Source organism: Niastella sp., from assembly GCF_045805085.1.
In the GTDB taxonomy this organism is placed as follows: Bacteria; Bacteroidota; Bacteroidia; order Chitinophagales; family Chitinophagaceae; genus Niastella.
The window spans coordinates 1-12,026 of record NZ_JBJMLX010000047.1; the positions used below are offsets into that span (position 1 = coordinate 1).

9 protein-coding genes are annotated in these 12,026 nt (G+C 46.4%); 1 reads left to right on the forward strand and 8 read right to left on the reverse strand.

Features of this window, described 5'->3' with window-relative positions; genetic code table 11:
- Positions 1-438: methyltransferase type 11 (locus ACJ751_RS02015; RefSeq protein WP_407743703.1), on the forward strand; the 438-nt coding region annotated here is incomplete at its 5' end.
- A 59-nt stretch (positions 439-497) separates the two neighbouring features.
- Here ACJ751_RS02015 and ACJ751_RS02020 read toward each other — a convergent pair.
- The 8 genes from ACJ751_RS02020 to ACJ751_RS02055 form a co-directional block, all read right to left on the reverse strand.
- Positions 498-1,538 carry a cellulase family glycosylhydrolase gene (locus ACJ751_RS02020; RefSeq protein WP_407743704.1) on the reverse strand — a complete coding sequence of 347 codons (1,041 nt, stop codon included), beginning with the start codon at positions 1,536-1,538 and terminating at the stop codon, positions 498-500.
- A 410-nt stretch (positions 1,539-1,948) separates the two neighbouring features.
- Positions 1,949-2,518, reverse strand: a complete 570-nt coding sequence (locus ACJ751_RS02025; protein ID WP_407743705.1) for a hypothetical protein — start codon at positions 2,516-2,518, stop codon at positions 1,949-1,951.
- 35 nt (positions 2,519-2,553) lie between these two features.
- Positions 2,554-2,964, reverse strand: coding sequence for a hypothetical protein (locus tag ACJ751_RS02030; protein WP_407743706.1), 411 nt, complete (start codon positions 2,962-2,964; stop codon positions 2,554-2,556).
- Positions 2,965-3,243: 279 nt separating this feature from the next.
- Positions 3,244-4,659: a glycoside hydrolase family 28 protein gene (locus ACJ751_RS02035; RefSeq protein ID WP_407743707.1), complete on the reverse strand. Its 1,416-nt coding sequence runs from the start codon at positions 4,657-4,659 to the stop codon at positions 3,244-3,246.
- Between the two features lie 60 nt (positions 4,660-4,719).
- Positions 4,720-5,826, reverse strand: a complete 1,107-nt coding sequence (locus ACJ751_RS02040) for a glycoside hydrolase family 105 protein (protein WP_407743708.1) — start codon at positions 5,824-5,826, stop codon at positions 4,720-4,722.
- Positions 5,827-5,871: 45 nt separating this feature from the next.
- Complete coding sequence (locus ACJ751_RS02045; protein WP_407743709.1) at positions 5,872-8,718, reverse strand: polysaccharide lyase family 8 super-sandwich domain-containing protein; 2,847 nt, start codon at positions 8,716-8,718, stop codon at positions 5,872-5,874.
- A 46-nt stretch (positions 8,719-8,764) separates the two neighbouring features.
- The gene (locus tag ACJ751_RS02050; protein WP_407743710.1) at positions 8,765-10,912 is read right to left on the reverse strand and encodes a polysaccharide lyase family 8 super-sandwich domain-containing protein; all 2,148 of its coding nucleotides are present in this window, start codon (positions 10,910-10,912) and stop codon (positions 8,765-8,767) included.
- 17 nt (positions 10,913-10,929) lie between these two features.
- On the reverse strand, positions 10,930-12,026 hold a 1,097-nt coding region (locus ACJ751_RS02055), incomplete at its 5' end, for a RagB/SusD family nutrient uptake outer membrane protein (RefSeq protein ID WP_407743711.1).

The window sequence follows — 12,026 nt, forward strand, 5'->3', positions numbered from 1 at the left end:
AAGGGATTATTCTCAGAAGCCTTATTCACCCTTTTACCACCCGGTTCAACTATTCATGCGGTTGATTTGTATAAGCAACCTAACCTCCCACATTATCCCCCGATCATTTTTCACCAGGCGGATTTTGTGAAAGATAAATTACCCATTCCTCCTCTTGACGGTATATTAATGGCAAATTCTCTTCACTATGTAAAAGAACAGGTAGGATGTATCAAACAATTAAAAAACTATTTACGCAATGGCGCAGGCGTATTTATTCTGATCGAATACGATACCGACAGCGGAAATCAATGGGTACCTTTCCCTGTTTCATTTGCGCGTGCACAGTCGATATTTGGAGATGCAGGCTTTTCCAGGATCGAAAAAATAGGAGAACGCCCATCCATGTACCGCAGGGATTCAATGTATGCGGCTTTAATTAGCTCACCCATTGTTTGAAACATAAGCCTTGAGAAAACGTAGTTATCCTGTATTCAGGACAACTACGCTCCTATCATTTATAACCCCCAACCATAACGTAACCTGAAAACGCCGGAGGAGTTAACGGTAGAAATAGTAATACTGGTACCACTTCCTCCACGCTTTAACAAACTATAGGAATCGTTGTCGCGCAAACCTGGCCAGTAAACGCTTGCAATTTTATCGTTCCTGCAAACGTCGCTGGTTGAAACGATATACGCAATTTCATTATCAGATTGTGAACCATTTTGGTAATCTTTTCCTGAATTCATAGTGGCGCCGAATTCAGTTATAACCGTGCGGCTTCCATAACTTCCTATCCGGTTCCTCCAGTCGGTCCTCCAATCAGCGGCGCTATGTGTAGCCCAGTAAGCATAGTTATGCAACCCCAGCAAACAACTGTTAAACCGGCTATCCGCACCAACACCGGTAACATTTTCAGAGTAGCCCTGACCGTCCAATATTATCCTGCCTTTTGGAACAGTAGGGAAATTTGAAAGGAACTGTGCATATATACCTGTCAATTGACTCAATGTATATCCATGCGGTTCATTAAACGGTTCGAAGTATACATTGCCGTTGCCCTGGTATTTATTTACAATGGTGCTCCACATATTCCAGAAGTCGGTTGTGTTATCAATTTTACCATCCTTCGAGGAGGCGCTTTCCCAGCAAGCGATAATAACTTTCCAACCTTTACCGGTGGCTTTATCTATAGCCCCGGTATAACTTCCCCACCAACTTTCGGCTACAGAAGGCGGATTAACCGGAATACGGATCGTGTTTACCCCGCTTACCCGGCCCGAAAAACCGTTCAGGATAGCATCTGTTTTGGCAACCACCGTACTATAGCTGTCACCGGCCGTTAAACCAGAGGGGATCACCCAGCCATCTACAAAATTATCTCTTCCATCGGCCCAGTTTAACCCCGAAATACCTGCGGCGCCTACAGATTCAGTGGGTACCACGCTGGCATTAGCGTCATCGGACGCTTCAACTGCCTGATTATTTCTTTTAGTGCAGCTACCCAAAAGCAAGAGGCAACCCGATACATACATTACATAGAATAATTTTTTCATAACAAATGGTTTTAATCGTTAGGCTCTAAATTTACCGGGTATTCAGGAGCGCGATAGGAGACAAATTCTTAAAAAAGGGGGGTAGAAAATAACAAGGGGGTATAATAGATGTGTAATATATTGATTTATGGGATCGATCGATTTGTGCCAGACAAAACTGGCTTGCAAAATAAAGGGTACAATAAATGGGAATCGCATATACAGATAAACGGCTTGGAGGCCTAAAATCCTATTGGCTAAAAATCTGACCCCCGCATTAGTAGTTACCTCTTTTTATACATTCAATATGTTTAATTGGAAATTATGTAATTAAACTCCCGGTGGCTGTTTTTATTGTTTATTGTCTATTCGCCAGCCTTGGCAGTACAAAAAAAGCGCTGACGTTCAGTGCTTTACCGTGCTAGCAGCTGTTATTCATGCATGGTCTTTTGTTTGAAATTTCTTATTGAAAATAATACAATCACTAAGCATAAGAAAACAGTACATCCCGAATAAAACCGCTCTTGAATTGTCCAATCTTTTCCGGCAACAAAAGATATAATATTTGCGGTTAAAAAAATAATATAAACACCGGTGGGTGTCTTCGATGGTGTTTCGTAAGTTTCGACCATTTGTGGAATGCTTGCAATAACAACCGCGAGACTACTTGAGATAATTCCTGCTTTGGTTCCGGAAAAATGCCAAACTATCAGGCAAATAATAACCAAGACTGCCGTCAATGCTTCAACCCAGGAAAACGAAATCTGCTTTTTTATAGCCAGCAAAATGCTAACAATTATGCCACCTAAAGCATTGGATAATGGAAGCCAGTAATTACCACCTTCAACTATTGTTGTTACTGTCGCAATAGTATCTAACATTGCCCATAGCAAAAAAGAGACAAAGCTTTGCTTAACTTTTAATCTCATTACTCCATTAATAAGAAACGCATATGCTAACATTCCAATCACACCTGCAAACGGTCGAAAGAAAACCTGCATAAGTCAATTATTAATTCCGCTTGATAAGTAAACTCTTATTGATTAAGCCTAATCATGCATTTAACTTCTTCTTTATCGTTAGCATACCATTCCACACAGTAACCTTCGGGGTCTAAGTTCGGTTGTTTAAGCAGCTCTTCAAATGCTTTACTAATGCTGGTTTTATCTTTTCTAAAATCTTCTACGACTGTAGAAACGTAATTACCACTTTTAATTATAAGAGTATCACACTGATATTTTTCTGATTCTCCTGCAAAGGTTTCTTCAGTACCAACACGATAAATAATTTTACCATTTTCTGGTCTGGAAATGCCAAAATATTTTCTTTCTTTCGAGAATGGCACCATTGTATGAAGCCTGTCATGGGCATCTTGTATGCCATCGGGAAAAGATTTAGCTGTTACGTAAAAGATTTTGATGTCTTTCTCGATTTTGTCTGCTTTCATATTTTTGGTTTTTTTTATTCATAATAAGTTTCACCAAAGAATATTTATAAAATAAATTATCAATATGCTCTTCGCATAGCTAACTACGCTAATCTCGTTATTTAAACGGCAAAAAAGCGTCTGTTCCCAAATTTAATTAACATTCTCCACAGAAGGGCCTCAAAATTATTTAACAAAACGCATGTACCGCGTTCTACACCATAACCATCAATTTCTAATTTTCCTGTATTATCAATTCTTGTTGGCAAGGAATCGAAATTATGTCGGGAATCTCGGCGGTTAAAGATGCATTTTGGCATTCATTACGTCGTCCAGGATAATTGCCGGCCGGCTATCGCTGTTTCGTACCCGTAAGTAGATGCTTTGAAGGGTAATGCCTTTTACGTGCCGGATGAACAAGCCGCTTGCGGGATATACCTCACCATACATCCGGTTTTCGGGATAGCTGGTTGGCGCTTCTTTCAAAGGCAGGTTGGCTTCGCTAAGCGTTCCCTTTCCCATTCCGCTTATCGAAATATGTTGCAGAACAATATTCTCCACGTACGCCCCGGGAAAGGCCGTTATCGAACTGCTCATTTTGCTGTGGCTAACGGCCGTGACGTTCCTGATGACAACATTCCGGATCTTGCCTACCGGCGCCTCACCTACCTCGCCGGGCTGCTTGCGGCCACGCCTGCCCAGCACAATGAAAAGGGGCGTTTGCACGTCTTTCATTTGAATATTGGAGATCTTCACGTCCTCTACAACCCCACCGTCCACAGCCTCCAGGGCAATGCCGGAAATAACCGTAACAGGCTGCTCAATAAAGGCCAGTTTCTTTTGCCATTGGCGAATATGGTCGGCTGACGCCCTTTTAATAGTGCAATTTGAAACCGTCAGGTTTTTTAAACCGCCGAGAGACATAGTGCCGAACTTAATGGCGTTGCAATTGCTGGCAATGGTGCAATTGCGCACAACAGCATTTTCGACCGGGCGGTTCCTGTCGTGGCTTTTAAAACAAATGCCATCGTCATCCACATCAATTACGCAATTTTCAATCAGTACATTCTTTGCATCAATGTCTATTCCGTCCTGGTTATAATTGCTTTGGTTAAAAATGTTCAGGTTGCGCAGTTCCAGATCTTCGCAACCCAGGTAGTTCTGCATCCAATAGGCGGAGTTACGTAGTTGAATACCTGACAGCCTGATCTTTTTGCTGTCAATAATTAACAATAGGCAGGGTCGTGTGCGGCTGGCCAGTGTGCTGTCGTCGCCCAACTGAAACCCGGGACTGTCTCCGCTTCCGTCAATGGCACCTCCGCCGGTAATAGAAATATCCTGTACGCCCTCGGCAAATAAAAATGCTTTGTTTGGGTATTGCTTTCCATCCGGGTAATGCGTAAATGCATTTTTATAGTTTACTTTATTGTCGGGATAATCTTCAAAAGCCGCACTGCCTTTTAATATGCCGCCCGGCTCAATTTTAATGTGCACATTGCTTTTAAAATAAAGCGTACCGGATAAAAAAACACCAACGGGAATAAGCACTTGTCCACCGTTTTTGCTACAGGAGTCAAATGCCCGCTGAATGGCTTTTGTGTTTACTGTTTTACCATCGGGTACAGCGCCGAAATCCTTCACGTTGTACACTTGTGCATAGCTTGCGCAACCAGCCAATATAAGAATTGCGAATAAGCCAATAAGAGCCTTCTTCATTGTTCTAATTTGAGATCATCTCACTACAACATTTGTCTTTACCGGAAGAACGGGACAACGCTATAGTTTTAATTTATAAATTTCACTTCCGGCCAACAGCAGGGCGCCAACGCCATACACATTGGAGCTTTCGTAACCAGCGCCAACGGGTTTGTCACCTACGTTTTGCACAAAGCCCAACTTGCCATCCGGGTGTAAGGCGCTTTTTATTGCCGCCCACGCCTTTTCTACTACGGGGAGGAATTTCTTCTTTGGCAATAGCTGATGGTTCATGCCCCAGCACAGCGCATAAGCATAAAAGCCGGTACCGCTTGTTTCCTTTTCAGGGAAGGATCCCGGGTCGAGCAGCGAAGCGTGCCAACTGCCATCGGGCTGCTGAAGGGAAGCGATCCGCGCCGCCATTTCCTTAAATTGTCTTTCGTACATTTTTCGGTTCTTAAAGTTCTTAGGCATGTTGTCCATCATTCGCACCAATCCACCCATAACCCATCCGTTGCCGCGTGACCAAAAGACTTTTCGGCCATTTTTTTCTCTCTGGTCAAAAAAACGGCTATCGCGATAAAACAGCCGCTCTTCTTTGTCATACAGGTAGGCCGATGTTTTCCACCACAATGAGTCTGCTTTTTTTATATACCGCAAATCACCCACGGCGGTAGATAGATAGGCCAGTGCCGGTGGCCCCATAAACAAGGCATCGCACCAGGCCCATTCGCGGTGATTGATATTGGGCACTACGGCAAGCGACTCGCTGAAGGCATGCTCCACAATGGTATCGGCCAATGCCCGCCACCGGGCAATCATCTTTGGTTCGCTGTAATCCATATACAATTGGGTATACATCTGCGCCACACAATAGTCATCGGCGAACAATCGAATCTTGCCCGTGTTCCAGTTATTGTCTTCACCGATGCCGTACAGGAAATCGCGATATGGTTGCTTTTCGGTATCAGTATGCATCAGGGCCACGATTCCGGTGTACAAAGCGCCGTTTTCCCATTCCGTTTTACTTTTTAAAACCCGGCCTTCGGCAAATTCATTCATTTGCCAGCGGGCAACTTTCCGCATCAGGGAAAGAACGGAATCGCGCCGGAGCAGAGATAGATCCTGCGTTTTTGCCAGGAGCGCCACCCAACAAAGCATCGCCGTCACTACAGTTCTTTTTATCATAATTTCTTTTTTAGATCATATCGATCGCCTCACTTATCAATCACCTCACTTTTTGATGAAATGCTTATTTATGACCTTGCCGTTTACCAGCACCATGTGCAACGAGTAGTACCCGGCCGGGAGCGATCTTATATTTACATTTTTCCCTTTCGATTGAAGCACAAGATTACCGGCAGCGTTGTATACCTGTAGAAGCGCCGGGCTGTTTAAGCCTTTGACGACAACATTGTTTGTGGCCGGATTAGGATATAAGGAAAGCGTGTTATCTTCCGCCGCACTTTGTCCCAATACCTCTCCCACTGCCCCGCTGTTGATCTGATAAAAACCCGACACCGTCTTCCCGGTTAAATCACCGGTGGGAAAAGTTATGTTGATAGTTGTTACCCCGTTTGCATAAACAGCGTTCGGGCCGCTCAGGTCTTTATTGACTTTTATTGCCACGCTGCTTTGGCTATACAGCGGATCGGCAACGGAAATCTTATAGTTGCCCGAATATTTGTGAATGTATACCAAAGCCATTTTATCAACGGTAATGGTCAGGCCATCACCCATATCAACCGTTCCGGGATCGTGAAAAACGACCGCGTAATTCTTTAATGTACTGTTTCGTATGGCCTGGATGGTCGCGTCGTTCTGCACCAACACAAACCCGTGATTGGCAACCGTCGACTGAAAGGCCGGTAAGGTCTTGTCGGGCATAACGATGTAGTAATAACTCCGGTTTGCCGGCGTAGCGCTGTGGTTGAACCAAATGCTAAAAATGTTCTGGGTATAGGTTGTGGTGTCTGTAGCCGTTGTGTTAATGTCCGTCCACTTACCCGATTGGGGTTTTGCTTCCAGGGTCATGTAGCCGCCATTGGGAAAAAGATAGCCGACGTTGTTGTGGTGGATCCACTGAAGATCGTTGAACGCTTGCGAAGAACCGGTGAAAGCCTGCGTTGTAACGCCGTTGTTAATGGTAACGGAGCCCGACAGATAGCATTGGTTCACCGACGTTGCAATGGTATTGCTTTTTGTTGCCTTTATTCCGATGCCGAGGCAAACCATGGCATCACCCATAAAAAAATAAGCTTTCCTGGCCTGAACGGCGTTATAGTCCTGCTCAAAAGCGATTGCGCCGCCGTTTACATTGTCCGACACGCCGCCGCCAAACGCATTCGAACCAAACAGATAGCCAGAAAGATGGGTTGCCGCCTGGTTTAACTCGGCAGTGGTTCCGGGAATTCGTGTCCAGTCCCACATGGGATAGATGCCCGTGTATTCGTTTCCATAGGTCATGATGTTGGTAGCGCCAAGCGGCAGGTTATAGCCTTTGATGTTTTCCCCGTTAAGCATTTCCGTACCACAGGAACGTTGCGAAATAATTTTTGAAGACAGGTAGTAATTCGGGCCATGATAGGTCATGATATCCGATTTCCAGAAATGGTTGTTTCCCACATAGCCGGCCGGGAAAGCGGCTCCGCCTATGTGATCTTTATACGCCTGAAGCGCTGCCGCATCTCCGGGCTCAATGAGTATCATTTTGTCTAACGTGGACGTTGTCATATTGCCGGTGCCGTTAAGCCTGGAGATGTATCGTCCGGTTGTACCCCAGTCTGTTGCCTGGCGGTAACCTAATACCTGGTTTCCTCCCAGCGTCGCATTAACGAGCGTTTGCTGCCGTTGGGTTGTAAACACATCGCTGAACGTTGTGCTTCGTGACAGGTAAATAAAATCGGCGAGGTCGGCCAGCATAGAAGCACCGTATCCACCCGAATACAACTGATCGTATTGTGCCGAATCGTGTACATGAATGCTGTTGTCTGATTTGATGCCCTCGGGGCCTGCAGTCGTTTTCACGTCCAGCGTGGTTGCCATGTTGAAAAAGCCCGTATTGACAATAGAGAACCTATCCTCGGTACAACCTTTATAAATGGCGATAGTAGCTGCCCAGGAGCGGTTTTTTGCTTCATAGGATGTATAACCTGAGCGGTCTACCAAATAGGAAGCGTACCGCAGCAGCGAATCGTGGTTGATGACACCCTTCATCATAATGAGCGTTACCATATAGTCAAGCGGAGCGCCGATCTCCCGTACGTACCAGTTGGTAGAAGAGGGATTGCGGTAAAAATAATATTGTAAGCCAAGTTGAATTTTATCGCGTAAGCTCATATCGTGATACAACGGATTCGTGGGATTGGAATACGCATAGGAAAACGTTTTCAGGCGACTCAGGTGTTTGTAGGGGCTCCAGGACGCCGTGCCAGAGACATCGTCATAATTAATGCTTGCCCAGTGGCCATCCGGTTGCATAGACAGCATCCAACCAGCAACGTTACTTTGTGCCGTGGCATCGAGAACAATCGAATTATAGTTGCTTTGAAGCCTTGCAGTGATAGTATCGATGCTTACTTGCTGCGCAGGCGTGTTAGGCGCTGGTCCGTAAACACCGAAATCAGCAATGCGATAACCGGCCGGATTGGCGCGGCCTCTCCCGTTGAATTTTATGTACCGGTAATTGCCAGACAGATCTGCAATAGTATCGGTACTTGCGGATGTGTTGGACGAAATGGTTTTAAGGCTGGTCCATGTGGTAGCATTGTTCGAAACCTGCACGTCGAACACGGTTGCATACCGCCCGTCGGCCCATTGTATGGTGACGTAGTCGATGTCATAGCCAGCGCCCAAATCAACATAGATCCATTGGTTGTAGCCGGAACCGGAGGAAGACCATTTGGTGGCCGGATCGGCGTCCATTGCATTCGAGGCAGGATAGCTGGCGCTTTCGACAGACGAGGCAGTGGCCGCTTTACCTTGCGAAAGCTTTATTTGTGCGGCGGCCGGCTGAAAGGAAATCAGCGCAAGCAATGTGCAGTACAGGAAAAAAAAGAGCGTAAATTTTTTATTTTTCATATGGCTGTTTTATTTTTTAATAATGGCAGCAATGTCATATCGGTTTTTACTGATGTAGGTTTTTATATGTTTTGGAGTACGATTGTCCGGCGGTGTCTCCTGGTGGAAAAGCAATGTGGAGGTTTGTGTAAGCTCCGTTAACAGTAGCCTCTTCCCCCTTCAGTGGTTTATTGATGGTGAGCGTGAGATCTTTTTGTGTGTAAAGCGGGTCGGATACCGTAATGTAATAAGCGTCGTTTGTTTGTTGCAGCAGCACCATCACCGGTTTATCTGCCCGCAATTGCAGACCGTCTGGCAGAACAACAACAGCAGGTTGATAAAAAACAACGGCGTTGAGTTTTCCTGTTCCGCTGCTGACTGCCTGTACCGTGGTGTCGTTCCGAACAATCACAGGCGTTGATTTAGCCACTCGCTTTTTGAAGTTGGTGAGTGACGTATTGGGTACTACCAGGTAAGCATATTGGCTGTTAGCCGGTTGGCTACCGTGCTCAATCCATACACTAAATACCGGCTGCTGCAATCGCATGGCGCTACCGCCCTCATTGATCTCCCGCCAGGAACCGGACTGAGGTTCCTGCTTTACGCACACAGTTTGTTGTGCAGGGAAGATATAGCCAACACCGTCATGATACAACCAGCGGAGGTGATTGAATGAAGCCTTGCCTGGAGATAGGGTTTGGCCTGCGTTGTCTTCTGCAGCGATTACAGCGCCGCTGAGGAAACATTGGTTAACGGCCGTTGTGATAGGATCTTTTCGCGTTGACGAAATACCAGCACCGAGACACAACATTTCATCGTTAAAAAAGAAGTAGGCTTTTTTTGCGCGGATGCCTCTATAATTCCCATCAAATGCCATAACGCCTGCCTTCGCGTTGCTTACACCGCCGCCGAAATCATTGGCGCCATACAAATAGCTCACCAAAGACGTGGAATCGCCGTTCGTGCCGGCCGTTGTTCCCGGCACCTTCGTCCAGTCCCAGACCGGAAAAATGTTTTGATACTCATTTCCGTGGATTAAAATATTGGTGGCGCCAAGCGGCAGGTAATATCCTTTACCGTTTTCACCGTTCAACGATTCGGTACCGAGTGTTCGTTTGGAAATAATCTTCGCCGATAAGTAATAACCTGCACCGTGCTGCGTCATGATGTCCGCTTTCCAAAAATGTTTGTTGCCCTGATAACGGGAGGGGTAAGCTGCACCGCTTACGTGCGCTTTCCAGGCCTGGTAATCCGCAGCATGCGGCGGGTCAAGGATGACCATTTTATCTAACAGTTTACCCGAAATATTTTCGGTGTGACCGGGTCTTGAAATACCGCGGCCTGTGGTGCCAAAGTCAATAGTTCCCCGATACCCAAACAATTGCGTACCGTTCAGCAGCAGGTTTACCAACAACGCTTTTTGTTGTGGCGTAAATACGGCGGCGAACGACGTTCCCTGTGCCAGCAGCATAAACGTGGCTACGTCGTCTAAAAAAGAAAGCCCGTAACCGCCTGAGTACAATTGTTCATGGTGCTGGTGAACGCTGTAATCCGCTTTAATGCCTTCTATCCCTTGTTCAGGAACCACCACAAGCGTAGACGCAAAAGAGGTAAACCCTTTTTGAACCAGCGCCGCATTGTTTTCGATGCAACCCTTGTGAATGGTGATGGAAGAAACCCAGGTACGGTTCTTGAAGCGATGCCGTTCGTTGCCGGTTTCGTCTTTTAAAAGCGATGAAAACATAAGCAGTTTATCCGGTTGTATTTTCCCTTTCAAAAGCAATAAAACAACCATATATTCCTGCGGTGCGCCGATCTGATTAAACCACCAGTTTTTGGCAACCGGCTTTTCAGAAAAATAATAATCCAGCCCGGCAATGATCTTATCGAAAAGCTGCTTGTCATTGTACCACTCCGTAGACGGTTTGCAATAAGCCAGCGCCATTGTATGCAGTCGTTCCAAATGCGTAACGGGGTCCCAGTGGGTTAAACTCCTGTCAACAAAAGAAAGGTCCGGCCAATTTCCGCCTGCTTGCAAAGCGGCCGCATACCGCTGCACCTGTACCACATCAACAGTGTCTTTTAAGTAAATGGCCAATAACCTTTGGGTGACCGTATCTATCGCTTCCTGATGGCGGTTATCCGCGTGGTTGTATCCGTGGCAAAAAACAGCGGACGACAGGAACCAGGCAACTAATATGGAAACTTTCAGCATGTTAAGAAAAATTTTATTTACTGGTATCCCTCGTTTTGCGGGAAGGCTGTTGCGCCGCCTTCGGTGCGGTCTATCTGCTGCTGGGGAATGGGACGTAGCACATGGTAAGGCTTAATGCCCGCGGCGGCACCTGGGTTGTACAGCTTCACCCGTTCCAGCAATTTATTGGTACGCACAAGGTCAAACCAACGCATGTACTCACCCGACAGTTCCCTTGCACGTTCGTCGAGAATAAAATCCAGGTTCATCTGCGCAACCGTCACTTCCATCGCAGTTTGGTTGGCCGCCGTAATGGCTACGGTACCGCCGGTCTTAGCCGCTCTTCTTCTAACAGCATTTACATATGGCAGCGCCAGTTCAGGTTTGCCATCCATGATGTACGCTTCGGCCGCAATCAGGTAGGTTTCAGCGAGCCGAAAAATGATAAAATCACGAGTGCCATCCTGGCTGTTTACATCGGTTCGGAGTGAGTCGTAAAATTTTGAATTGGTGGGATAAACCGAACCGTAATTGCCGCCGCCGTTTACATTGCGCACAATTTTACTTTTTGGTATCAGGGTATAATTTTTTGCATTCCGCTCCGCATCAGTATACTCCCTGTCGCCAATAACGAAAGCCGTGTCGCGGAGCTTCATGGCCACCGTTTTATTGGGAACGATGTCCTTGTTGATAGCATAGGTACCTGCTTTATTACAAAGCCAAACGGTACGGAATGTTTTATCAAAGCGGGCGTCGTAGGTTTTGTTGTAAAGAGAGGTCATCCATTCCGTGGGCCTGAAGTGGGCAAAGGGCCGTCCGTTTGCCAGGTCGCGTACCATGCCGCTTTGCGTGGTGTAGTCCGCTAAAAAAAGCATGTGACTTCGTTGTCCGCCGGTATTGGTGAGGGGGTCGATGCTGTATTGTGCCGAGAGTACCACCTCTGCATTTTTTTCGCCAGGGCCCTGCTCGAATACTGTTGCACAATCCGGTAAGAGCTGCGGGCCCGGGGTACTGATGACCTCGGTGGCCAATTGTGCTGCTTTTGCGTAATCGCCCGTTTGTTTAGCGGCGCCGCCGGCTCTTGTCAGGTAAACTTTTGCCAGCAAATGTTTGGCTGCCGGCAATGTGATCCGCC

Bases quoted from the DNA above. Each gene is read 5' to 3' on its own strand.
- ACJ751_RS02020 (WP_407743704.1), bottom strand. From the start codon at position 1,538: ATGAAAAAATTATTCTATGTAATGTATGTATCGGGTTGCCTCTTGCTT.
- ACJ751_RS02025 (WP_407743705.1), bottom strand. From the start codon at position 2,518: ATGCAGGTTTTCTTTCGACCGTTTGCAGGTGTGATTGGAATGTTAGCA.
- ACJ751_RS02030 (WP_407743706.1), bottom strand. From the start codon at position 2,964: ATGAAAGCAGACAAAATCGAGAAAGACATCAAAATCTTTTACGTAACA.
- ACJ751_RS02035 (WP_407743707.1), bottom strand. From the start codon at position 4,659: ATGAAGAAGGCTCTTATTGGCTTATTCGCAATTCTTATATTGGCTGGT.
- ACJ751_RS02040 (WP_407743708.1), bottom strand. From the start codon at position 5,826: ATGATAAAAAGAACTGTAGTGACGGCGATGCTTTGTTGGGTGGCGCTC.
- ACJ751_RS02045 (WP_407743709.1), bottom strand. From the start codon at position 8,718: ATGAAAAATAAAAAATTTACGCTCTTTTTTTTCCTGTACTGCACATTG.
- ACJ751_RS02050 (WP_407743710.1), bottom strand. From the start codon at position 10,912: ATGCTGAAAGTTTCCATATTAGTTGCCTGGTTCCTGTCGTCCGCTGTT.